Source organism: Streptomyces sp. NBC_00322 (genome assembly GCF_036147535.1).
Taxonomy (GTDB): domain Bacteria; phylum Actinomycetota; class Actinomycetes; order Streptomycetales; family Streptomycetaceae; genus Streptomyces.
Genome location: NZ_CP108019.1, coordinates 7,940,607 through 7,962,149, shown reverse-complemented (window position 1 = coordinate 7,962,149; position 21,543 = coordinate 7,940,607). Strand labels below are relative to the sequence as shown.

21 protein-coding genes and 4 pseudogenes are annotated in these 21,543 nt (G+C 68.6%); 16 read left to right on the top strand and 9 right to left on the bottom strand.

The window, feature by feature from the left end; translation table 11 throughout:
• Window positions 1-11: 11 nt before the first annotated feature.
• Both OG905_RS36340 and OG905_RS36335 read left to right on the top strand, forming a co-directional pair.
• Entirely contained in the window at window positions 12-1,211 is a 1,200-nt protein-coding gene (locus tag OG905_RS36340) for a cytochrome P450 (protein WP_328681196.1), read from the top strand.
• Window positions 1,212-1,232: 21 nt separating this feature from the next.
• Entirely contained in the window at window positions 1,233-2,114 is an 882-nt protein-coding gene (locus OG905_RS36335; RefSeq protein ID WP_328681194.1) for a hypothetical protein, read from the top strand.
• A 92-nt stretch (window positions 2,115-2,206) separates the two neighbouring features.
• Here OG905_RS36335 and OG905_RS36330 read toward each other — a convergent pair whose 3' ends face one another.
• Window positions 2,207-2,590, bottom strand: coding sequence for a hypothetical protein (locus OG905_RS36330; protein ID WP_328681192.1), 384 nt, complete (start codon window positions 2,588-2,590; stop codon window positions 2,207-2,209).
• 144 nt (window positions 2,591-2,734) lie between these two features.
• Window positions 2,735-2,999: pseudogene (locus OG905_RS36325) on the bottom strand (LysR family transcriptional regulator); the annotation flags it as partial.
• 139 nt (window positions 3,000-3,138) lie between these two features.
• Here OG905_RS36325 and OG905_RS36320 point away from each other — a divergent pair.
• The 3 genes from OG905_RS36320 to OG905_RS36310 all read left to right on the top strand — a co-directional run bounded on the left by OG905_RS36320 (window position 3,139) and on the right by OG905_RS36310 (window position 5,557).
• Window positions 3,139-3,957, top strand: a complete 819-nt coding sequence (locus OG905_RS36320; protein WP_328681189.1) for an inositol monophosphatase family protein — start codon at window positions 3,139-3,141, stop codon at window positions 3,955-3,957.
• A 41-nt stretch (window positions 3,958-3,998) separates the two neighbouring features.
• Window positions 3,999-4,595 carry an NADPH-dependent F420 reductase gene (locus OG905_RS36315; protein WP_328681187.1) on the top strand — a complete coding sequence of 199 codons (597 nt, stop codon included), beginning with the start codon at window positions 3,999-4,001 and terminating at the stop codon, window positions 4,593-4,595.
• A 299-nt stretch (window positions 4,596-4,894) separates the two neighbouring features.
• Window positions 4,895-5,557, top strand: a complete 663-nt coding sequence (locus tag OG905_RS36310) for an acyl-CoA thioesterase (RefSeq protein ID WP_328681185.1) — start codon at window positions 4,895-4,897, stop codon at window positions 5,555-5,557.
• A gap of 203 nt (window positions 5,558-5,760) precedes the next feature.
• On the opposite strand, the gene OG905_RS36305 is transcribed toward OG905_RS36310, so the two are convergent.
• Window positions 5,761-5,946, bottom strand: a complete 186-nt coding sequence (locus OG905_RS36305) for a hypothetical protein (RefSeq protein ID WP_328681183.1) — start codon at window positions 5,944-5,946, stop codon at window positions 5,761-5,763.
• Between the two features lie 195 nt (window positions 5,947-6,141).
• On the opposite strand from OG905_RS36305, the gene OG905_RS36300 reads away from it, so the two are divergent.
• From OG905_RS36300 to OG905_RS36290, 3 genes and pseudogenes are all read left to right on the top strand, one after another.
• Window positions 6,142-7,740, top strand: a complete 1,599-nt coding sequence (locus OG905_RS36300) for an acetolactate synthase large subunit (RefSeq protein ID WP_328681181.1) — start codon at window positions 6,142-6,144, stop codon at window positions 7,738-7,740.
• A 350-nt stretch (window positions 7,741-8,090) separates the two neighbouring features.
• Entirely contained in the window at window positions 8,091-8,267 is a 177-nt protein-coding gene (locus OG905_RS36295) for a hypothetical protein (protein ID WP_328681179.1), read from the top strand.
• Window positions 8,268-8,303: 36 nt separating this feature from the next.
• A pseudogene (locus tag OG905_RS36290) lies at window positions 8,304-8,687 on the top strand (IS701 family transposase); the annotation flags it as partial.
• A gap of 263 nt (window positions 8,688-8,950) precedes the next feature.
• Here the strand turns inward: OG905_RS36290 and OG905_RS36285 are convergent.
• Complete coding sequence (locus tag OG905_RS36285; protein WP_328681176.1) at window positions 8,951-9,826, bottom strand: LysR family transcriptional regulator; 876 nt, start codon at window positions 9,824-9,826, stop codon at window positions 8,951-8,953.
• 122 nt (window positions 9,827-9,948) lie between these two features.
• On the opposite strand from OG905_RS36285, the gene OG905_RS36280 reads away from it, so the two are divergent.
• From OG905_RS36280 to OG905_RS36260, 5 genes are all read left to right on the top strand, one after another.
• Window positions 9,949-10,947, top strand: a complete 999-nt coding sequence (locus tag OG905_RS36280; protein ID WP_328681175.1) for an NADP-dependent oxidoreductase — start codon at window positions 9,949-9,951, stop codon at window positions 10,945-10,947.
• The gene (locus OG905_RS36275; RefSeq protein ID WP_328681173.1) at window positions 10,944-11,345 is read left to right on the top strand and encodes a nuclear transport factor 2 family protein; all 402 of its coding nucleotides are present in this window, start codon (window positions 10,944-10,946) and stop codon (window positions 11,343-11,345) included. The genes OG905_RS36280 and OG905_RS36275 overlap by 4 nt, the downstream gene beginning before the upstream one ends.
• A gap of 453 nt (window positions 11,346-11,798) precedes the next feature.
• Window positions 11,799-12,920, top strand: coding sequence for a tyrosine-type recombinase/integrase (locus tag OG905_RS36270; RefSeq protein WP_328681171.1), 1,122 nt, complete (start codon window positions 11,799-11,801; stop codon window positions 12,918-12,920).
• On the top strand, window positions 12,917-13,246 hold the full coding sequence (locus tag OG905_RS36265) for a helix-turn-helix domain-containing protein (RefSeq protein WP_328681169.1): 330 nt from the start codon (window positions 12,917-12,919) through the stop codon (window positions 13,244-13,246). Before OG905_RS36270 ends, OG905_RS36265 begins: the two co-directional genes overlap by 4 nt.
• 4 nt (window positions 13,247-13,250) lie before the next feature.
• The gene (locus OG905_RS36260; protein ID WP_328681167.1) at window positions 13,251-14,846 is read left to right on the top strand and encodes a hypothetical protein; all 1,596 of its coding nucleotides are present in this window, start codon (window positions 13,251-13,253) and stop codon (window positions 14,844-14,846) included.
• A 316-nt stretch (window positions 14,847-15,162) separates the two neighbouring features.
• On the opposite strand, the gene OG905_RS36255 is transcribed toward OG905_RS36260, so the two are convergent.
• On the bottom strand, window positions 15,163-15,753 hold the full coding sequence (locus OG905_RS36255) for a hypothetical protein (protein ID WP_328681165.1): 591 nt from the start codon (window positions 15,751-15,753) through the stop codon (window positions 15,163-15,165).
• A 126-nt stretch (window positions 15,754-15,879) separates the two neighbouring features.
• Between OG905_RS36255 and OG905_RS36250 the strand changes: the two genes are divergently transcribed.
• Both OG905_RS36250 and OG905_RS36245 read left to right on the top strand, forming a co-directional pair.
• A complete protein-coding gene (locus OG905_RS36250; protein WP_328681163.1) occupies window positions 15,880-16,068 on the top strand; it encodes a hypothetical protein in 189 nt (62 codons plus the stop codon).
• Between the two features lies 1 nt (window position 16,069).
• Window positions 16,070-16,289, top strand: a pseudogene (locus OG905_RS36245) (YciI family protein); the annotation flags it as partial.
• Between the two features lie 295 nt (window positions 16,290-16,584).
• Here the strand turns inward: OG905_RS36245 and OG905_RS36240 are convergent.
• The 3 genes and pseudogenes from OG905_RS36240 to OG905_RS36230 all read right to left on the bottom strand — a co-directional run.
• A pseudogene (locus OG905_RS36240) lies at window positions 16,585-16,807 on the bottom strand (hypothetical protein); the annotation flags it as partial.
• Between the two features lie 94 nt (window positions 16,808-16,901).
• Entirely contained in the window at window positions 16,902-18,092 is a 1,191-nt protein-coding gene (locus OG905_RS36235; protein WP_328681162.1) for an acyl-CoA dehydrogenase family protein, read from the bottom strand.
• 98 nt (window positions 18,093-18,190) lie between these two features.
• Window positions 18,191-19,369, bottom strand: coding sequence for a serine hydrolase domain-containing protein (locus OG905_RS36230; RefSeq protein WP_328681160.1), 1,179 nt, complete (start codon window positions 19,367-19,369; stop codon window positions 18,191-18,193).
• A gap of 211 nt (window positions 19,370-19,580) precedes the next feature.
• Between OG905_RS36230 and OG905_RS36225 the strand changes: the two genes are divergently transcribed.
• Window positions 19,581-20,642, top strand: a complete 1,062-nt coding sequence (locus tag OG905_RS36225) for an enoyl-CoA hydratase/isomerase family protein (RefSeq protein ID WP_328681158.1) — start codon at window positions 19,581-19,583, stop codon at window positions 20,640-20,642.
• A gap of 3 nt (window positions 20,643-20,645) precedes the next feature.
• Here the strand turns inward: OG905_RS36225 and OG905_RS36220 are convergent, their stop codons facing one another.
• On the bottom strand, window positions 20,646-21,473 hold the full coding sequence (locus tag OG905_RS36220) for a hypothetical protein (RefSeq protein WP_328681156.1): 828 nt from the start codon (window positions 21,471-21,473) through the stop codon (window positions 20,646-20,648).
• Between the last annotated feature and the right edge of the window lie 70 nt (window positions 21,474-21,543).

Below are 21,543 nucleotides of genomic sequence, written 5' to 3'. Positions count from 1 at the left end.
TCAATGAACCCATGACAGACCTGCACGAGCTGGTCACCCTGCGGAACGGGTTCGGCATCGCCCCGGGCGTTCGGAGTCGGCGTGACTCCGGCGAGATCTACCGGGTGCGATCGCCGCTGGGGCACGAGGCCACCCTCTTCAGCCGCTACGACGATGTCCGGGCCGTGCACAGCGATGCCGAACGGCTCCGACTCGACGCGATCGGCCCGTCACCCGGCTTGGCAGCCGAGGGCGTGGACGACGAAGAGATGAAGCAACGCCGTGCCGGGCGGCTGCTGATGCTGGATCCACCCGAGCACACCCGTCTGCGGCGGCTGCTGACGGCGACGTTCACGGTCCGGCGGGCCCAGGCGCTGAGCCCGCGGATCCAGGAGATCGTCGACGAGCACCTGGACGCGATGGAGGCCGCCGGTCCGCCCGTCGATCTGGTTTCCGCGTTCGCGTTACCAGTGCCTTCACTGGTGATCTGCGAGTTGCTCGGGGTGCCGTTCGCCGACCGGGCCGAGTTCGGTGCGCGCAGCAACCGGTTCTTCGACACGACCATGTCCCCGCAGGAACGGCTGCGGTTGGACGCCGAAGCTGACGCCTACATGCACACCCTGGTCGCACGGCATCGGGAAAAGCCAGGGGACGACCTGCTGAGTCTCTTGATCCGCGAGCACGGCACGGGCGCGCTTTCCGACGAAGAGCTGGTCGGCCTGGCGGACCTGCTGCTGATCGCCGGCCACGAGACCACTGCGAACGTGATCTCACTCGGAACGCTCGCGTTGCTGCGCCACCCCGACCAGCTCGCGCTGGTGCGCGACGATCCGAGCGCGGTCGAAGACGCGGTGGAGGAGTTGCTGCGCTTCACCTCGGTCCTGCACGCCGGCTTCGTCCGGATAGCTGTCGAGGACACCACCATCGGCGGGCACCTGGTCCGGCGTGGCGAACACGTGGTTACCTCTCTGCCCGCGGCGAACCGCGATCCGGCGCTGCTGGATGGCGGAGACGACCTCGACGTCACCCGTGGCCGCTGTCCGCATGTTGCCTTCGGCCACGGCATCCACCACTGCCTCGGCGCGACTTTGGCTCGCCTCGAACTACAGCTGACGCTTCCGGCATTGCTGCAGCGGTTCCCCGGGTTGCGCCTCGCCGACCCCGCCGCCAGACCCGCCTTCAAGCACCGTGCACTGATCTACGGTCTGCGATCCCTGTCCATAACCTGGTGACCATCCGGAAAGGAACAACCGTTGACCATCGACGAACAGTCCAACGTCGCGTTACTGGCCGAGGACGACTTTCCTGACCACCAGCAGGTGGTGCAACGGTTCGGCGACCTCGCACCGGACGGCACGACAAGCACGGTGGCGTTGTCGCGTCTGTTCGAGCATCCCCGGGTTGGTCTGCGCTTCTCGCGCCTCGACAAGCTCACGGCTGACGGCGGGTTCAAGCCGTACCAGATCCTGTTTGTCGGCCAGCATGTTGAACGGCAGACGGCGTTCGGCAAGGTCGGCGCGACCGTCCGGATCGGCACCGGTATCCGCGCGATCGGACGGTCCTCGTACACCTACGGTCAAGGCATGTTCGTCGACGGGCACCTCGTCGCCACGGCTGAGGCCACCATCGTCCTCGCCGACCAGTCCGGGCCGATCACCTTGCCGGACGAATTGCGCGCCGACCTTGAGGAGCTGCAACTGCCGCAAACCAGTGCAGCAGTCGCGTCGAAACCCGACCCGCGTCGCCGCGAGCGGCAGTACTACCCGGCCGCTGCCACCGTCCACAGCCGCGTCGGGGACGTCGACCTCAACCGGCACGTCAACTACATCGCCCAACTAGGCTGGTACGACGAGGCGATCGCGTCTTATGCACACCGTCTGCTGGGAGACGACGCTGCCAGGAAGCTCCCCCGATACCTCCCTTGGCGCTACCGCGTGACCTACCTCGACGAAGTCCTTCACCCTCGCTCCTACGACATCGGGATCGCCGTCAGCGGACACGACGAGCACACCGTGCACTACGAACTGGGACTGTTCGACGGCGGACAGTGCCTGGGGACCGCGGACGCCGCCGCACCACGCGGCAAGCTCTCCGCCCCCGCACTCGCCTGGTCCCGCCAATGGATCAGCTCGTGAATTCGCCGTCGCTGATGACCGGTACGCGCTCACCGTTCCAGAACACAAGTCGATCAAGCCGCAGGCAAGGGAGATCGTCGCTGGCCAGCCGATCAGAAACGTCCTGTCATACCGCTGAGCTCTCGGCCGCCGAACGCACTCTCGTGCCGCGAACCGGTCGTTCGCCGACACGGCCTGGCCGCCGGGTCCGGGGGCCAGGCCGCAGGTTCGGACGAATTGGGGCGTCGAGGTCTAGTGATCGCGGTCGGATCGACGAGTTTGACCTCCAGGCCGGCGACGCGGCGGTCTTGGAAGCGCAGGTTGGAGCGAGCGGCCTTCAGGCGTTCCTCCAAGGTGCGGTTGTCGGTGGTGAGCTGACGAACGCGCTGCTTGAGGGTGGTGTTCTCCGCGGTGATCCGCTGGATCGCGAACACGTTGCCGAGGGCGCCGTCGCCAAGGCCATCGACGACCTGATGGACTCCAGCGCCGGCTCTCATTTGGCCGGACTGGCGGCCCCGAGCGGTGAACTCGTGCGTGACTTCGTCGATCTCCAGGAACAGCGTTGGTCGACTGGTTCCGGAGGCAGTTGGTGATCAGCAGAGGTGCGGATGTCGATGCCAAATGACGGCATCGTCGTGTAACAGATCGAGTTCGCTCGGTGCCAGCACCCCCTGGACCTGGTGCAGCAGCTCGTGCACCTGTTCCCGGACGGCGATCGCATACGGCGTCGGGGTCATCGTGCGGCCGGTGCGGACCAGGATCTGATCCCCGGTCGTGCGCCGGATTCGGCCCAGATTCCGGCTCATCGCGGGGGCGGTGACATGCGGGCGCGCGGCCGCCCCCGGCCACACTTCCCTCCTCCAGCAGCGCGTCGAGCGCGTCGAGCAGGTTCAAATCCAATTGCATGTGAGTAATCCTAGGCGTGCTTGACATGCATTTGAAGTTAATTACGGGGCTGCATACCGTTGAGGCGAAAGCGCAAGACGGAACGCACAGTTCGGCCCTCGACCGGCCTCATCACCCCTCCTCACACGGGAGTACCACCATGTCCGAAACGCTTCAGACCACTGACGTCGCCGCCTCCGACGCCGACGTGCTCGCCCAGACCGCGATCGCCGTGCGTGAGGCCGGTTCGGCGCTGCGCGAGCGCTTCGGCGAGGTGGTCCGCTACCAGACCCGCGAAGAGCTGATGCGCGCGCTCGCCGCCAACGACGAGATGGCCCTCGACATCCTGCGCCCCCGCCTCACGCGCCTGCGCCCGGACGCCGGCTGGGTGGAGGACGAACTGGACGGCGGGGCGCTGCCGCCCGGCGAATGGTGGGTCGTGGATCCGGCCGAAGGCAACGTCAACCACCTGCACGCCCTGCCCGAGTGGGCGGTGACCGCCACCCTCGTACGTGAGAACCAGCCGGTGCTCACCGCCGTCCACCTGCCGTTGACCGGCGAGACCTACACCGCGCTCACCGGCGCGGGCGCCCACCTCGACGGCCGGCCGCTGCACGTCTCCCAGACCGCGGACCTCGGCCTGAGCATCGTGGCCACCAGCCAGGCCCGGCCGGACGAGAACGAGCAGGTCGTGCGGCGCGTCGGCTCCTCGATCACCGCGATGCTCTTCGACGCGCTCGTCGTCCGCACCGCCGTGCCCGCGACCCTGCACCTCCTGAACGTGGCCGCCGGCCGGATCGACGCCTTCTGGCAGTTCGCCGGCGCCCGTGCGGACCTGCTGCCCGGGGCGCTGCTCGTCACCGAGGCCGGCGGACAGATCTCCGACGCCGAGGGCCGCCCCTGGACCCCGCAGAGCGAGAGCTTCCTGGCCGCCGCGCCCGGCCTCCACGCCGAGGCCGTCGCCACGCTCTCACGCTGACCGCGCATCACAACCTGCACGCACGGAAGGACCAGATCATCATGACCACGATCGCAGTTCTCGGAAACGGCCGCGTAGGCGGCAACCTGGCCACAGCCCTCACCCGGGCCGGGCATGAGGTGACCGTGGCGGACCGCGCGCCGGGCGCCGCCGCCGACGCTGCCCGGACAGCCCAGATCGTCATCAACGCCACCCCGGGCGCCGGCTCGCTGGACCGGCTCGTCGCCCTGCGCGAGGAACTGCGCGACAAGATCCTCGTCGACGTCTCCAACGCCACCACCGACGGACCGGACGGACTGCCCGCCGACCTGCTCTACCCCGGCTCAAGCCTCGCCGAGCAACTCCAGGAAGCGCTCCCCGAAACGCGCGTCGTCAAGACCCTCAACACCATGCTCTTCCCGGTGATGACCGCGCCGGCCACGCTCCCCCAGACGCCGACCGCGTTCCTCTCCGGCGAGGACCCGCAGGCCAAGCAGACCGTCCGTGAACTGCTCACCGACCTCGGCTGGCAAAAGGAATGGATCACTGATCTCGGCGGGATCCAGACCGCCCGCGCCACAGAGGCCGCGATCCTCTTCGTCCCGCACGTCATCCGCTCCAGCGGACTCGCGCCCTTCGCGATCTCAATCGCCCGCTGACCACCCGTACCCAGCGCACCGCCCTGGGAGGAATCACCTCGCCGGATCCTCCACTGTGGGCCTGGGGCAAGAAGCTTGCCACCAAAGGCTCGTGGATCAAGTTGCGCCTCGGGCAGAAATCCCGGACCTGACTGCCCAAGAACTCCACGGGCTGAATAGCGAAGCGCCTGGCCCACGACTGCGTCCCGATGGAGCTCGACTGACCCTGAAACACAAGATCTGCAGCGCCTTCTTGATCCCGGCAGGCCAGAGGGCCACGGCGGGGAGCTCACGCAGGGCTACTACAAGGAGCCCCTCGTATGGCCCGTGAAGAGCTGACCGGACGCCCGCGCAACAGGTGCGAAGCGCAACGGCGCCGACCCGGCAGACGTCCGCAACGCGAACCCCGGCCGTCGCCGCGCCATTTCCCGGACGTCGTCGGCCTGGTCCGCACCCGTATCCACCCCATCAACTCGCCAATTGTGGCGAATCGTGAGGAGAGAAACATGAACCATCTGCCGAGCACCGACGTTGGGGTCCTGGTCCCAGTGGATGTCCACTTCGACGATCTGGACCCGATGGGGATGCTGCACAACAGCCGGTATCAGGTCTGGGTCGAGCGAGCGTGGGTGGAGTTCGGCCGGGGGCAGGGCCTCGGCGGCGCGTCAGGCTTCGAAGGGGACGCCTTCCAGGTGGTGAAGGCGTTCGCCATCACCTACGACGTCCCTGTGATGGGCCTTGGTCAGTGCGCGGTGCACCTGTGGATGGAGCGCCTGGGCAGCGCTTCGGCCACCGCGGGCTATCGGGTGTGTTCAGACGAGGGCAGGACCACGCACGCGCACGGTACTCGCACCGTCGTTCGTCTCGACAGCACCACGCTGCGGCCCACGCCGTGGTCTGACCGAGCCCGTGAGGTGTCCCGGACCATCGAACGGCCGAAGAGCAGCGATCAGCCCCAGGTGGGGACGGGGCCCGCCTCTTGATGGCATAGCCATGTTGCTGCCTGACGGACCCCGTGCTGCCAGCCCCAAGCTGGCGGGCGACTGTACCGCGGGACGTCCGGCCATCGACGATTCCGGTCATGAAGGTGGCCGCGGTGCGGCCGTTCAACGGGGGGCGCCAGGGGGTGCCCCCAATCTCTTCGGTCACATTGTCTGGGCGTCCGCGGGGGTCATCGGTGCGAGCGTCAGTCGTCCGTGGCTGTGTCGGCCCCGGTGCATTCGTAGATCCAGCCGACGGGAGCATCGGCCGGAACGGACGGGCGTGTAGATGTGCCAGGCGGCAGGGTTGCGAGGTCCATGTCCCCGACCGCCGCGAGCACGGAGGCGTGAAGGCGGAAGCCCATCTTGATCGAGCTGGACGGTGCCCCCACCAGCGAGCACGGTGGCTATCCGTTCCTTGGCCTGCTGCGGCCGCCCGGAACGCTCGGGCGAGGCTAGAGCGGCATCACACCTTGGCCCTCAGGTCACGCCCGTGTCCCAGCTGGTGTGCCAGCGGTGTGAGTGACGGTCCTCTAACAGCGAGAACACCACGGCTCAAAAGGATCAGTGGAAGGCGATCAGCTTCTATGAATGGTGCCGAGACTCTCCTGCGCACCCTGCTCAACAACGGCGTGGACGTCTGCTTTGCCAATCCCGGTACGTCGGAGATGCAGTTCGTCGCGGCGCTCGACCGCCACCCGGCCATGCGCGGTGTGCTGTGCCTATTCGAAGGAGTAGCGACCGGGGCCGCCGACGGCTACGCCCGCATGACCGGCCAGCCGGCCGCGACCTTGCTCCACCTCGGCCCCGGCCTGGCCAACGGCCTGGCGAACCTCCACAACGCCCGGCGAGCGCACACCCCAATTGTCAACGTCATCGGCGACCACGCCCGCTCGCACAAGGAGCTCGACTCGCCCCTGGAATCCGACATCGATGCCGCAGCCGCGACCGTCTCCAACTGGGTGTGCCGGCCAATGACCTCGGCGGATATCGGTCCCGACACCGCCGCAGCCGTGGCGGCGGCGATGAGCGCCGGGGTGCCCGGCGCCCCGGACCAGTCACGCACCGGCACCTCCGGCGCGATCTCAACACTCATCATGGCCGCCGACCTTTCCTGGGAAGAGAGCGCCCCGCCCGCGCCACACCTCCCGGCACCGCCACTGCGGTCCGTCACCCGTGCAGACGTGGAAACCACAGCGGTATTGGTCGCCGGACCCGAGCCCGTCGCGCTGCTGATCGACGGCGCCGGACTGACTGAGCGCGGCCTGCAAACTGCCGCCCGGATACAGAAAACCACCGGAACCGCCGCCTTCTGCCCAACCTGGCCCGCCCGGTTGCGGCGCGGTGCAGGCGTACCGGCGATCCAGCCCCTGGGCTACCGGGCTGAAGCCGTCAACCAGCAACTGGCAGGCATCAAGCACCTGATCCTGGTCGGAGCACGCGAACCAGTGGCATCGTTCGCCTATCCGGGCCGTCCGGGCATTCTCACTCCACCGGGAACGCGCGTGCACCACTTCGTCCCCGACGAGGGCTTCGATGTCGTCAACGCGCTGACCGAACTGGCAGACATCGTCGCACCGGGCACCCTCGCAGTGCTGCCAGCACAAGACGCTCCGCCTCCAATCGTGAACGAGCCGTTGCGCACAGAGAATTGGGCACAAGTCATCGGCGCCCTGCTTCCACAGGAAACGATCATCGTCGACGAGTCCATAACCGAGGGGATGAACACCCTCTTCCCAGCGACCGCCAACTCTGCACCACACGACGTACTCGGCCTGACCGGCCTCGCCATCGGGCAGGGCATCCCCGTGGCCGCCGGCGCAGCCATTGCATGTCCCGAACGGCCCGTCGTCTGCCTGCAAGCCGACGGCAGCGCGCTCTACACCATCTCCGGACTATGGACCCAGGCCCGCGAGAAGCTCAACGTGACCACCGTCATACTCAACAACCGCTCCTACGCAATCCTCCGCGCCGAACTGGACCGCGTCGGCGGCAGCCAAGCCGGACCGGCCGCCAACGCCCTCTTCGACCTCAGCCAACCCGACATCGACTTCACCGCCGTGGCCACCGGCATGGGTGTCCCCGCGACCCGGGCTGCAAGCACAACCGAACTAGCCGAACAATTCTCCACCGCGCTGGCCACACCCGGACCACACCTCATCGAAGCGATCCTCCAGCCGACCTGAAATCGTCGGGAACAGCGACAGCCAAAGACCTCGAAACGGCATGCGGTTGCCGCACCTATTCGCGAGAATGGATTTCAGACAGACACTGAACACAGGAGCGGCCGAGTCGACCCCGCGCCCGCGGGGGTGCTCTGTAGACCAGCGGCACGCGGCCGCCGTCGTCCAGGTCGGCCCCGCGCTCGCGGGGATGCTCCAAGCATGACGCCGAAGCTGGAAACAGCTACGGCCGTTACTACCGCGGGCGCGGCAAGCACTCCGGCACCTACATCAGTCCCGAGATCTGCGCGGAGACCGACCGCAGGTTCAAGCCAGCCCGGGAACTGCTGCGCGAGTGGTGCGGAGCGGCAGCCATGGAGAGCATTGAAGAGCTCAAGGCCCTGTGTGAAGAAGTGCTCCGCATCGGTCGACTCATGGAGCAGGCCGTCGGCTGCCTCCGCCACGCCGGACAGACCAGAGCAGTCGACGGGCTGGAGCGTGAACTCGGCATCCCCCTCGAGACACTGCGCCAGGCCGAGCGCGACGACTGACACCATCCCGAGCGTTCCGCAACCGACACGCTGGGGATGGCCCGCCGGAGCCTGTCCGACCCCTCAGAGATCGCCTACTACCTCGCCTACGCATCCGTTGAGGTCGAGCTTGCCGGACTGGTCCGCGTCGCCGGCTCCCGCTGGGCGATCGAGGAGTGCTTTCAGGCCGCGAAGAACGAATGCGGCCTGGACGAGTACGAGGTCCGCCGCTACATCGGCTGGTACCGGCACATTTCCCTGGCCATGCTCGCCCACGCCGTGCTGACCGCACTCGCCGCCCAGGCCGACAACGAGGCCGCAAAGGGGGCTGCAGAATCGGATCAGCCTTCGTCCCGCTCACCGTGGCAGAGATCCGGCGCCTCCTGGACACTCTCATGCCCCGCCCCCGAGCCGACCGCGACCCCGTCACCCACGCACTGAACTGGTCAGCCTGGAGAAGGCACCACCAAGCCACCGCCCGCCGCTGCCACTACCGAAAACGCAGTCTGAAGCTTCCCTGCACCCTCACGCGATACGGCAACGGTTCCTGGTCGAGACGGCGTGCTTGGTCGCCGTTCCATAGGGTCGGACGCTGAGCCGGCACAACCTAACCCCGAGCGATACCGGCAGATGCGCGACGAACACGGCGCGCGTGAGCACCGCTTGGTGCAGTTCAGCGAGCCAAGCGGGTCGGCTGGTCCCGGTCAGGCTGCCGGGGCGGTCAGGACGGCCTTGGCCGCCAGCCGGAGATTCCTGATCATCGGATTCGGGTCGCCCTTGCGGCTGACCAGGACGACCTGACTGGGGGGAGCGCCCTCGATCGGGACGGTGACGAGGTTGGGACGCAGTGAGCTACGCCGATCGCCGACCGGTAGCACGGCGATCGCCCTGCCACTCGCGACGAGTTCGAGCTTGTCCTCGTAGCTCTCGATCGGCGGCACGCCGGCCCCGAGGATCCGGTAGGAAGTCCAGTCCGCGGTCTCGAACGCGCACGGCGCCGCCTCCTCGCCGGCCAGTTCTTCCGCGGTCACCGACGCGCGGTCGGCCAAGGGATGGCCGCGCGGGACCGCGAGCATCCGGGGCTCCTCGTACAGCGGGGTGGTGAACACGTCGTCAGCGGCGAGGGGCAGCGGGGCCCGCGCGATCAGGGCGTCGACGCGCTTGTCGGACAGCGCCCCGACGTCGCGGCAGCTCAGGTACCGGGTGGCGATCTCGGCGTCCGGGTAACGGCGGCGCAGTTCCCGTACGGCGGCAGTGATCACCAGGTCTTCAACGTAGCCGATGGCGATTCGTTCGGTCTCGGCTTGTTCACGCACGGCCAGCTCGGCCTGGCGGGCGGCCTGCAGCAGGGCTTGGGCCCGGGGGAGGAAGCTCTGGCCGGCCGGAGTGAGCCGGGTGCCCTGGGGTACGCGGTCCAGCAGTCGTGCGCCGAGATACTTCTCGAGCCGTTGGATCTGGCGGCTCAGCGCCGGCTGGGCCACGTGCAAGTCGGCGGCGGCCCGGCCGAAGTGCTGGTGCGCCGCCACCACGGTGAAGTAGCGCACCAGCCGCAGTTCCAGGTCCTGTCCGAGATCGTTCACCCTTCCAGCGTACGCGTCATGCCGTTTCGGAATGATTAGGTTGCCGAACCGGTCTTGGACGGCCATGCCGTCCTGGGCCTTGACTGAAGGAGCAACGTTTCCCCAAGAAAGCGACAGGCGCGATGAAGGCGATCCAGTTCCACGAAGCGGGCGGGCCGGAAGTTTTGCAGTATGACGAGGTGCCGGTTCCCGAGATCAGCCCGGGCGAGGTGCTCGTCCGGGTGCACGCGGCGGGCATCAACCCGCCGGACTGGTACCTGCGTGAGGGAATGAAGGTCATGCCGGCTGAGATGAGGCCGGCGCTGGAGTTCCCCCTGATCCCCGGAACGGACATGTCGGGCGTGGTCCAGGCGGTCGCTCCGGACGTGCTGGGGTTCGCCGTCGGTGACGAGGTCTTCGGCATGCTGCGGTTCCCCGGATTCGACGGCCGGACGTACGCCGAGTTCGTGGCCGCGCCGGCTTCGGACCTGGCTCACAAGCCGGCCGGTATCGACCACGTGCAGGCGGCTGGGGCGCCGATGGCCGTGCTTACGGCCTGGCAGTACCTGGTTGATCTCGGCCATGACGTGCCGTCTCCTTTCACCGGCCAGGTGCACCAGCCGGTGCCGATCACGCCAGGGATGACCGTGCTGGTCAACGGGGCCGCCGGTGGAGTGGGCCACTTCTCGGTGCAGTTGGCGAAATGGAAGGGGGCACACGTAATCGCGGTGGCCTCGGGCCGGCACGAGCAGTTCCTGCGCAAGCTCGGCGCCGATGAGTTCATCGACTACACAAGGACGCAGGCCGCGGACGTGGTCAGCGGTGTCGACCTGGTGATCGACACCGTCTCTGGCCCGGACAGCTCACGCTTCCTGACCGTGCTCAAGCGCGGCGGCACCATGCTTCCGGTGTTCTTCGCCCAGTACGACCCGGAAGAGACGGCGAGTCTGGGCATCACAGTCTCGAACATTCAGGTGCGTTCCAACGGCCCCCAGCTCGCCGAGATCGGGCGCCTGTTCGACGAGGGCAAGCTCCAGGTCGGGGTGGACAGCACCTACCCGCTGCCCGAGGCGGGCAGCGCACACACGCGAGCCGCGCAGGGCCACATCCAAGGCAAGATCGTGCTGACGGTGGTCTCGTGATCGCCGAACTCCAGCAGGCGGTGGCGAACTACGCCCACGCCCTGGACGAGCTGAATGTGCCCGAGCTGGAAGCGGTCCTGACCGAAGACACCACCTGGACCTTCACGATGCCCGGACAGGGAGTGCTCGGCCCGGTCACCGGACGCGCGGCGGTGCTCGACTTCATCCGTGACGGGCACACGGCCCAGACCGGAAGGGTGCGGCACCACCTGGGCAATGTTGTGGTCACGACGACGGACGCCGCCACCGCTGAGGTGCGGGCCTATCTGGTGCAGACGAGGAACACCGGCGAGAGCATCCAGATGATCTCGACCGGGGTCTACACGTTCGGCCTGCGCCGGTCGGACGGTGGGTGGCGGGTCGCTGAGCTCACCCTGACGCTGGACAACGCCTTTTAGGGCGGGGCCAGGCAGTGTGTCCGGCGGATCATCGGGTGCCTGCCGGCGGCGCCCGGGTACCGATTGGGCCGACGACGAACAGCACGGCCCTCTGTAGGGACATGGTCAGCCGGTCGACGCGTTGTTGAACGCCAGCAGGTTCGGCTACCCACTGGCAGATCGAGCAGGCGGTCGGGGACAGCCAGAATGGTGATGGCCTTTCCGACGGTCGCGGGGGTCAGATCCTTCGACGTGGAGAGCAGGGCGGCGAGTCCCGCCACGTGTGCCGCGGCCTGCGAGGCTGACGATGCCCGTTGTGTTCACCCTATGGTCCCTCGGCTCCGGGATGTGCGACATCCCGTGGGTTGCTCTGAGCCGCGCTGAGTCCTCGACCTCGTGGCCAGGGGGTTCGTCTTCTCTCCGGCAGTGGTTCGCGGGCTGACGTAACTTCGGGATTCCTGAAGCGTTCTCACCATGCCTGATCGATTCACGATCGAGGTGAAGGTGAGGGGGCTCGGGTTGGCGCTGGCTGTCGTACGGGACCTGCGCGATGTCCGGCCGCCGGCCACGGCGGAGGAGCTGGAGCAGTTCGAGACCGATGTGCTGGCGGGGTTCGTGCTGGCGCGGGCCTCGGCCGGGCTGGCGGACGGCACGATCCGCGGGGACGTCGGACACCTGGAGCAGATGCGGTCCTGGTTCGGCCGACCGCTGTGGGAGATGGAGCCGCCCGACGCCGACGCGTACTTCGGGAAGGTACTGCGGGCATCGCCGAGCGGCACCCGGCTGGGGCGCTCTCAGGCGCTGACCACGTACTTCCTGTTCCTGGAGCTGCGGTACAAGGTCGAGATCCACCGGATGACCGGTCGGGTGATCGAGTGCCCGATCGACGAGATGAACCGGCCGCGCGGGTCGAAGGACGCGGCACTGCGGATTCCGCCGTCCGGGCCGGAGGTCAAGACGCTGTTCACCGGGTGGGGCGGCGAGCTGGCGACCTGCCGGAAGTTCGCCCCGACCGCCCGGAACTACACCGCCTCCAAACTGATGTCCCAGGTCGGGTTGCGGGTCAGCGAGGCGTGCAAGCTCGATCTGGCGGACATCAAGTGGGACCTGGGCCGCTTCGGCAAGCTCCACGTCCGCCACGGCAAGGGCGCCCGGGGCTCGGGCCCGCGCGAGCGGATGGTCCCCCTGATCAACGGCGCTGACCGCACGCTCCGTTGGTTCATCGAGGACGTCTGGGCCCAGTTCGACGACGACCACACCCGCCCTGGCGCCCCGCTGTTCCCCTCCGAACGCAGATGCGCCGACGGCTCCTCGGGCCGGGTCGGCGACGATGCTCTGCGCGGTGGGCTCAAGGCCGCGGCCATGGCGCATCTGCCCGGCTGGGGCGACAAACTCACCCCGCACGTCCTGCGGCACTTCTGCGCGTCCGAGCTCTACCTTGGCGGACTCGACCTGATCGCCATCCAGGAAGTCCTCGGACATTCCTGGATCGCCACGACCATGCGATACGTCCACGTCCAGCAGACCCGGGTCGAGGACGCCTGGGTGGCCGGGCAGCAGCGGGCCGCGAAGCGGCTGGAAGGACTTCTGCAATGAAGTGGAATCTGCGGCTGACCGCCGCGAACAAGGGGATCTGGAAAGCCTCCGAGCTCCAGCGGAGCCTGGCCGAGCACGGCCTGGTGATCTCGACCGGGAAGATGTCCGGGCTGTGGTCTGGCCAGCCGGTCTCCCTGAAGCTGGAGGACCTGGACGTCATCTGCGTCGTCCTCGGCTGCGAGATCGGCGACCTCCTGATCCCCGAGCCGGAGAAGGTGCACCGCCCCGGCCAGGAGGAGACGGTCCGGGCAGCTGTCGGCTGGGGGACCGCCGTGCCGAACGTGATCCCCAAGCGCCGGGACGGCCGGTCGCTGCCCCCGGAGTGATCCGATGGGACGCTTCCCGAAGGGCTACGTCAAGCCCACCAGTTCCTGCCCAGGCTGCCTGGCCTGGGGCGACTTCCGCGGACGACTCTGCCACACCTGCTACATGTTCGGCCGCGGGCACGACGCGGCGGAATGCACCGGCTGCCGTCGCGTCCAGCCGCTGAAGTGGAACTACTGCCGCTTGTGCTGGTGCCAGGCCCGCTTCGGTGCCAAGACAGCCGACGGCCACCCCTCGGATGGGGCGGACGTGCGGGAGCGGCTCGCCGCCGTCCGGCACCATCAGTTGTTCTTCGTCCAGATGCACTACCGCAGGAGACCGACGCCCCCGGCCCGGCGGAAGGGAGGACGGCGTGGAGCCCCACGCAAACCACCTCCCGCGCCGGCCTGGCGCCCGGACCCCGGCTGGCGGCAGCCGCCGCTGTTCGAGCAGATCCCCCGGGACTTCGGCCGACTCGACCCGGCCGACGCCGACCTGGCCAGCCCGTGGCTGGCCTGGGCGAAGTACCTCGCTCACCGATTCGCCGAGGCCCGCGGCTGGGGACGCAACATCCGCTTCGCCGTCAACCGGGGCCTGGCCGTCGTCCTCACCGGCCACGTCGAAGGCGGCGTGATCCGGCACACAGAGATCTTCGCCCCGCTACGGGCCTTGGACCTGCCCGTCGGCCACGTCGTCACGGTCCTGGAGGAGATGGGGATCTTTGAGGACGACAGCGAACCGTCCTTCGAACGCTGGCTCGTCGGGCGCCTGGAAGGACTCGCACCCGGCATCCGCTCAGAAGCCGAGCGCTGGACCCGCGTCCTGCGCGACGGCGGCCCCCGCAGTCTCCCGCGACGGGAAGGAACGGTCTGGCTCTCCCTCAACCAAGTCCGCCCAGCCCTGCTGGAGTGGTCGAACCACTATCACCACCTGCGGGAAGTAACCCGTGACGACGTCCTCACCTACGTCAGGACACTGCACGGTCACCAGCGGCGTGACCAACTCGTCGCCCTGCGCTCGCTGTTCACCTGGGCCAAACGGCACGGGCTGGTCTTCCTCAACCCCACCAGCCGCGTCAAGGTCGGGCAGAACGAGTACAGCGTGCTCCAACCGCTCCTTCGGGAGCAGGTCGAGAGCTCTGTCGCGGCGGCCACCACCCCGGCGGCACGGCTCGTCCTCGCGCTCGCGGCGGTCCACGCCGCCCGGGTCTCCCAGATCGCCACCCTCACACTCGACGACGTCGACCTCGGCAACCGCCGACTGACCATCGCCGGACGCGCCCGGCCTCTTGACGACCTCACCCTGAAGCTCCTGACGGACTGGCTGGACCACCGACGCCGCCGGTGGCCGAGCACGGCGAATCTCCACCTGCTGATCAACGAAAAGACCGCCAACACGACCGGCCGGGCCAGCAACCACTGGATCAGTGCTCCGCTACGGGGGCAGGACGCCACCCTGGAGCGACTCCGCGTCGACCGGCAGCTCGAAGAAGCCATGGTCCACGGCCCTGACCCCCTCCACCTCGCAGAGGTCTTCGGGCTCGACGAGAAGACCGCGATGCGCTACGCGGACTCCGCACGGGCCCTCCTGGAACAGGCCGCCGAGACCGACCCCACAGGTTGACCACGAACCCACGGGCCCAACCGCCAGAATCAGGGAATCGACCCGTGGGTTCATGGTGAAGAACCTTCAGTTTCCCTGAACCCACGGGCCTCACCGCCCATGACCCAGGTGAAGCCAAAAGGGGCCATGGGTGGATCTTGAACCAGTAAACGACCTGGTCAACGGCCCGAGCAATATGGCCCGTTCGGCATCGACGAAGCGTCGGCCTCCCATTCTCGCTGCTCAGGAGGAGTACGAGATTCCAGCGGTGGCGTGTGACCCAGGTGAGCAAGATCGGGGCCATGGCCCCGATCTTGCTCACCTGGGTCACACGCCACTACCGGGTGACGGCGATCTCGAACAGCGGGTTGCCGCTACGGTCGGCGAACTCCAGCACGCCGTCCTGGTCGGGAACGACTGCCGCCGCGGAGCCAGTGACGCTCTCCCCCGGGCGCGGGTCGGGCTGGAGGAAGTCACCGACATCACCAAGGAACACTCCCGGCGCCGCCACCTGGGCGTTGGACGTCCACCGGCTCGCCACAGTCAACGGGTACAAGTCAAACTCGTCCGGTCCGGTGTTGGTGACCTTGAACTTCCAGATGACGACTTGCGTGCCGGGTTCTGCCTTCTGCACGCCGAAGTCCTTGGACACACGCACCTCCAGCAGGGTCACGTCGGCGGCACCGGCAGGGATCGGCCTGGCCAGCTCCGCGGGCGAGGTGGAGATGTGGAGGGTCTGTCCCACGGCCAGCCTGGGCGTGCTGCTGGTTGGTGTCTGCGATTGCTTGGGTGTCTGTGGCGTGCTGCTGGGCGGTGCTTTGGACGGTGTGGAGTTGCCTCCGCCGCCTCCGTCACCTCCGCAGGCTGTCGCGCTGCCGCCGACGGCTAGGACCGCGACGACCGCGATGCTGGCAGCCTTGTGTTTCATGACGATCCTCTTCGCGGGTCGCCCCCCTGCCTCTATGTCCATCATGCGCCGGACTCGCACTGACCGCTGCCGGTAGGTCACCCCATCAATGTTGCGTCGCTCCCGAGGGGCCTGGCAGCGGCCGAGGTGCTGTCCGAGCTGTTCGGTGACGCCGATCGGGCCGCCGTGCTGCGCAGCCTGGAGGCCGGGATCGAGGCAGGAGCGGAGCACTACCGCAGGCTCGTCGCCCGTGTGCGCGGGCAGAATTCGTCGCCCGACGCGACCGAGGAGCTGGAATGGCTGGCGCGAGCCCTGCGCGCCGCGGATCAGACCTGACCTGGTGCTCGACCTCGGCACGGGGGCAGGCCGCCGACCTTGCGGTGCCGCCGGGACGAGCTGATCGCCTACGGGCCGCGGCTGTCCGACAACGGCGCCACCCGGCTGGGGACGGCGGCATTGGTCCGGAGGCCGGACCCGGACACGGCACGCGCCATCCCGACCCCGGACCGGTACGCCGACCCTGGGTGCACAACTGGCAGTTCGGCAGGCGGTCGTGATGACCGAGGACATCCAGGCCGACGTCACCGCCGAACCCTTCGGATCGCTCAGCATCCTCGCGTTTCACCCGAACCCACGGATGCATCGGCCTGACGCACACCGATGGACCCGTGGGTTCGCACTGAAGGACCTCCAGTTTCCCTAAACCCACGGGAATTCGGGGCGTGAGTAGTTGAGGTACAGGAAATCCCGGTGAGATTGATCTGCACACCGGCGATCCGCGATTGTGAGCCGCAGGCGTCGGTCTGGCCGCCTCCACGGCCAGCACCGGCACGGACAAGCCGCTGCTGACGTTCAAGCAGATCGCCGTGGTGGTCGCGTGGACGTATGGGTGAAGCGGCCGGACGGCGCCGACTGCAACGCTCCGCGCATGGCCAGCGCGGTTCGCGCCGGCCCGCGCAGCCAGGCGTGGGGCGTGGTCGGTGTCGTAGCGCTGATGCCACGACAGGTATATCGGTGCCGACGGCAGTTCGAGCGGGAGGGGGAGCACGACCAGGCCGAGGCCGGCGACGCGCGGCGAGGTGATGCCCCGCCACGCACAGGGCGCAACCGGTGATCTTGGTGCCAACTATCCCTGTTTTGTGCCAACTAAAGACGGTGGTCGCACACGCTCAGCGCCGCACCCGCGGCATCCCCAGTCCGATCCAGGAGATGATCTCGCGCTGGATCTCGTTGTTGCCGCCGCCGAAGGTGAAGATCACGGCGGAGCGGTAGCCGCGTTCCAGTTCGCCGTGCAGGACGGCTCCCGCCGAGCCCTCCTTGAGCGGGCCTGCCGCACCGACGACCTCCATCAGCCAGGCATACGCGTCGCGGCGCGCCTCCGATCCGTAGACCTTGACGGCGGAGGCGTCCTGCGGGGTCAGGGTGCCCTCCTGGACGGCGCCCACCATCTGCCAGTTGAGCAGTTTCATCGCGTCGAGCTTGGTGTGGGTCTGCGCCAGTCGCTTGCGTACCCAGCCGAGGTCGATGACGCGCCGTCCGTCGGCGAGTTTGGTGTCGGCGGCCCAGCGCTGGACGTTGTGGAGGGCGCGGATGGCCATGGTGCCGTGGGCGGCGAGGGTGACGCGCTCGTGGTTGAGCTGGTTGGTGATCAGCCGCCAGCCCTTGTTCTCCTGGCCGACCCGGCGGGATGCCGGCACCCGGATGTTCTCGTAGTAGCTGGCGGTGGTGTCGTGCGAGGCGAGGGTGTTGATGATGGTGCAGGAGTAGCCGGGATCGGACGTCGGCACCAGCAGCATGGTGATGCCCTTGTGCGGCGGGGCTTCGGGGTCGGTGCGCACGGCGAGCCAGACCCAGTCGGCGGTGTCGCCGTTGGTGGTCCAGATCTTCTGTCCGTTGACGGTGTACGTGCCCGTGTCCTCGTCGCCCTCCCGTACGGCGCGGGTCTTGAGGGCGGCGAGGTCGGTGCCCGCGTCGGGCTCGCTGTAACCGATCGCGAAGTCGATCTCGCCGCAGAGGATCTTCGGCAGGAAGTGGGCCTTCTGCTCCTGGGTGCCGAACTGCATGATCGTCGGGCCGACGGTGTTGAGGGCCATGAGCGGCAGCGGTACGCCTGCCTGGGCGGCCTCGTCGAAGAAGATGAACTGCTCCATGGGGCTGAGACCGCGGCCGCCGTACTCCTTGGGCCAGCCGACGCCGAGCCATCCGTCGCCGCCGAGGCGGCGAATCGTCTCGCGGTAGAAGCGCTTCTGTTCGCCGGGGTCGCCGTAGCGGGCGTAGACGTTGTCCGGCACGAGTTCGGCGAAGTACGTGCGCAGCTCGGCGCGCAACTGCTGCTGCTCAGGCGTGTATTCGAGGTGCACGGCCCCTCCAGGAGTCTCGCGATCCGTCGCATGCGCGGCGCACACAGTAGAACGTGTTGCAAGAATCCGGAAGGGCCGTCGAGCGATTCGGGATCCTGCTACCGCAGCAGCCGGACCGCCTCATACAGGGCGTCCACCAGAGCCATCTTCCGTGGATCGTCGGCGATGTTGGGGCCCATGCGGTTCATGACGTAACCGAGGCTGATGCCCGCCTCCGGGTCGGCAAGTCCGCAGGAGCCGCCGAAGCCGTCGTGCCCGAAGGCACGGGGATTGGGTCCGTACGAACCGTTCTCGCCGCTCAGCCAGAGGCCGAGCCCGACCTCCGTCTCGTGCTCGAACCCGGCGCCGAGTACCAGGTCCCGGCAGCTGCCCTGGCCCTCGCGGACGCGTTCGGCCGCTTCGGGCGACAGCAGGCGCCGACCGGCGAACTCACCGCGGCCCGCGAAGATCCCGTAGAGCGCGGCGACGGCGCGTGCGGTGCCGTGGCCGTTGGCGGCGGGGATCTGGGCCGCGCGCCAGGCGGGGGTGTTGGCGTCCGCCGCCCCGACGATGGGGTTGACCAGGGCCGCCAGGGCGGCGGGCTGCAACTGGGCGAAGACTGCGGCCTGTTCGCTGCTGGACGCGGCGGGCGGATGCACCAGCTCGGCGACGCGCCCCGCCTCCTTCTCCGGCAGGCCGATGGTGAAGTCGATACCGAGCGGCCCGGTGACCTCCTGGTGCAGAAACTCTCCCGGGAGCTGTCCGGTGATGCGCCGGATCACCTCACCGACCAGGAACCCGTACGTCATCGCGTGGTACCCCGACCGGGTGCCCGGCTCCCACCAGGGCTCGGTGGCCGCGAGGCGGGCGCAGGTCAGCTCCCAGTCGTAGAGCTGGCCGAGGCTGTGCGGCTCACGGAGCCCGGACAGGCCCGCACGGTGCGAGAGCAGATGGCGTACGGGGAGGGTCTCCTTGCCCGCCGCGGCGAACTCCGGCCAGTAGGTGGCGACGGGGGCGTCAAGGTCGAGCAGCCCGCGGTCGGCGAGCAGATGCGCGCACAGGGCGGTGGGGCCCTTGGTCGTCGACCACACATTGACCAGCGTCTCGCGCTCCCAGGGGCGGGTGCGCGCCTCGTCGGCCCAGCCGCCCCACAGGTCGACGACGGACTCCCCGTCGAGGATGACGGTAACGGCCGCGCCCAGTTCGCCGCGCTCGCCGAAGTTCTCCTCGAAGGCGGCACGCACCGCGCGAAAACGATCGTCGCAGTGGCCTTCGATGTGGGGTGCACGTTCTGGCATGGGGGCCTCCGTCGCCTCTGACCGGTGGATTCCGGCCTGCCGGTGTCCAGCTCATGGAGAACGTACCGACTGGTCGGACTGCCGGGAAGAGTGCGAACAAGCCGCACCCGGCGGCCCCGCGCACGGTCGCGATGAACCCCTGCCCACGGACCGTCGGTCAGGGGTGAGCGAGGATGGGACCAGAAGATCCGTCCCGCGGAAGGAACACCTCATGGCTCTCGACACGGCCCTCGACGAGTCGGAGCCGGTACTGCTGCGCACCGAGGGCCGCGCCGGGTACATCACGCTCAACCGCCCGCGGGCTCTCAACGCCCTGACCCACCCCATGGTCCGCACCGTCGACGAGGCACTCGCCGCCTGGGAGCAGGACCCGGCCGTCGAGGTCGTGGTCATCGCGGGAGCCGGCGGGCGCGGACTCTGCGCGGGCGGCGACATCCGCGCGATCCAAGCGGACGCGCTCGCGGGCGGCAGCGCATCGGTGGCCTTCTGGCGCGACGAGTACCGCCTCAATGCCCGTATCGCCCGCTGCTCCAAGCCCTACGTCGCCGTGATGGACGGCATCGTCATGGGCGGCGGAGTGGGCGTGTCCGCGCACGGCGACGTGCGCATCGTCACGGAACGATCTGCCGTCGCCATGCCGGAGACGGGCATCGGCTTCGTACCGGACGTCGGCGGTACGCACCTGCTCGCGCAGGCGCCCGGCGAGCTCGGCACGCATCTGGCGCTCACCGGCTCGGCGGTGGGCGCCGCCGACGCGCTGCTGTGCGGGCTCGCCGACCACTTCGTGCCCTCACAGCGGCTGGCCGAGCTCACCGCTTCTCTCGCGGTGCTGGATGTCTCCGAGACGGTCCGGCGGTACGCGGCCGCAGCGCCCGAGGGGGAACTGGCCCTGCACCGCGAGTGGATCGACCACTCCTACGCGGCCGACACCGTGGAGGAGATCCTCGCGCGGCTGCTCGACTGCGGCGAGCCGGCGGCGAAGGAGGCCGCGGAGACGATCCTCACCCGGTCCCCCACCTCCTTGAAGGTGACCCTCGCGGCGATGCGCGGGGCCCGGGCGCTGGGTGAGCTGGAGCCGGTCCTGGACCAGGAGTTCCGCGTCTCGTGCGCGGCCTTCTCATCGCCCGATCTGATCGAAGGGGTCCGGGCCCAGGTCATCGACAAGGACCGCAGGCCGCGCTGGTCGCCCGCGGAGCTCTCGGAGGTGACGGAGGCGGACGTGGCCCGGTTCTTCGCACCCCTCGGTGAGCGCGAACTCGGTCTCGCCGGCTGAACGTCAGCCGCCGAGGAACGCGTGGAGGGAGGCCTTCATCCGGGCGACGAAGGCCTCGCGCACGCTGTCCTCGACAAGGTCCAGCGAGAGATACGGATTGAGATCCTCCAGCTCGACGAGCAGCAGCTCGCCGTCCGGTGCCCGGCAGGCGTCGACGCGCTGGATGCCGTGGTCCATGGTGTTCCAGTCGATGAACCGCTGCGCGAACTCCAGGTCGTCCGGGCCCGGTTCGTATGGCTCCAGCTCCCAGCGGCGCTCCGGGCGCGGGGCGTACAGGGCGTACTGGAAGTCCCGGTCGACGAAGTAGAACGACACCTCGTAGCGGAACGGGATCCTCGGCTGCACCAGGACCTCGCCGTACACGAGTCCGTCCAGGCCGTCTCTGTCGACGAACTCCATGCCTATCGAGTCCGCGCCGAGCTTGGGTTTGACGACGTACTGCGCCGCGTGCGGCAGCCGTCCGACGTGCTCGCCGCGGTCCACGGTCGGGATGACCGGAAATCCGGCGGCGCTCAGCTCCACCAGATACTGCTTGCCCGCCATGTCGGCTCGGCCCGTCGGCGGGTTGTAGAGGCGGACGCCGGACCGGCGGACGAGGGCCAGGAACGCGTCGTACTCGCGCTGGTAGTGGAGCACCGGACCGCTGTTGCGTACGACGACGGCGTCGAAGGGGCCCATGAGGCGCGCCGCGTCCAGCGGATGGCACAGGGCGATGTCGAAGTCCTCACGCAGGCGGCCGGAGAGCCGGATGTCCTCGTCGCAGTAGCGCCGCCCCTTGGCCTCGTAGCCGAGATCGGTGACGTAGAGGAGGCTGTTGCGTGCGGCGGTCATGGGGCTCCTGTGCTTGGCGTGACTGGTCATGCCGGATCCGCGGCGGCGCTCACGAACCAGGCTGCCGGGT

Coding starts and splice junctions, on each gene's coding strand:
- OG905_RS36225 (WP_328681158.1), top strand. CDS start 19,581: ATGGCTCTCGACACGGCCCTCGACGAGTCGGAGCCGGTACTGCTGCGC.
- OG905_RS36315 (WP_328681187.1), top strand. CDS start 3,999: ATGACCACGATCGCAGTTCTCGGAAACGGCCGCGTAGGCGGCAACCTG.
- OG905_RS36255 (WP_328681165.1), bottom strand. CDS start 15,753: ATGAAACACAAGGCTGCCAGCATCGCGGTCGTCGCGGTCCTAGCCGTC.
- OG905_RS36295 (WP_328681179.1), top strand. CDS start 8,091: ATGGAGAGCATTGAAGAGCTCAAGGCCCTGTGTGAAGAAGTGCTCCGC.
- OG905_RS36280 (WP_328681175.1), top strand. CDS start 9,949: ATGAAGGCGATCCAGTTCCACGAAGCGGGCGGGCCGGAAGTTTTGCAG.
- OG905_RS36260 (WP_328681167.1), top strand. CDS start 13,251: ATGGGACGCTTCCCGAAGGGCTACGTCAAGCCCACCAGTTCCTGCCCA.
- OG905_RS36330 (WP_328681192.1), bottom strand. CDS start 2,590: ATGAGAGCCGGCGCTGGAGTCCATCAGGTCGTCGATGGCCTTGGCGAC.
- OG905_RS36310 (WP_328681185.1), top strand. CDS start 4,895: ATGGCCCGTGAAGAGCTGACCGGACGCCCGCGCAACAGGTGCGAAGCG.
- OG905_RS36340 (WP_328681196.1), top strand. CDS start 12: ATGACAGACCTGCACGAGCTGGTCACCCTGCGGAACGGGTTCGGCATC.
- OG905_RS36230 (WP_328681160.1), bottom strand. CDS start 19,369: ATGCCAGAACGTGCACCCCACATCGAAGGCCACTGCGACGATCGTTTT.
- OG905_RS36300 (WP_328681181.1), top strand. CDS start 6,142: ATGAATGGTGCCGAGACTCTCCTGCGCACCCTGCTCAACAACGGCGTG.
- OG905_RS36270 (WP_328681171.1), top strand. CDS start 11,799: ATGCCTGATCGATTCACGATCGAGGTGAAGGTGAGGGGGCTCGGGTTG.
- OG905_RS36320 (WP_328681189.1), top strand. CDS start 3,139: ATGTCCGAAACGCTTCAGACCACTGACGTCGCCGCCTCCGACGCCGAC.
- OG905_RS36220 (WP_328681156.1), bottom strand. CDS start 21,473: ATGACCGCCGCACGCAACAGCCTCCTCTACGTCACCGATCTCGGCTAC.
- OG905_RS36265 (WP_328681169.1), top strand. CDS start 12,917: ATGAAGTGGAATCTGCGGCTGACCGCCGCGAACAAGGGGATCTGGAAA.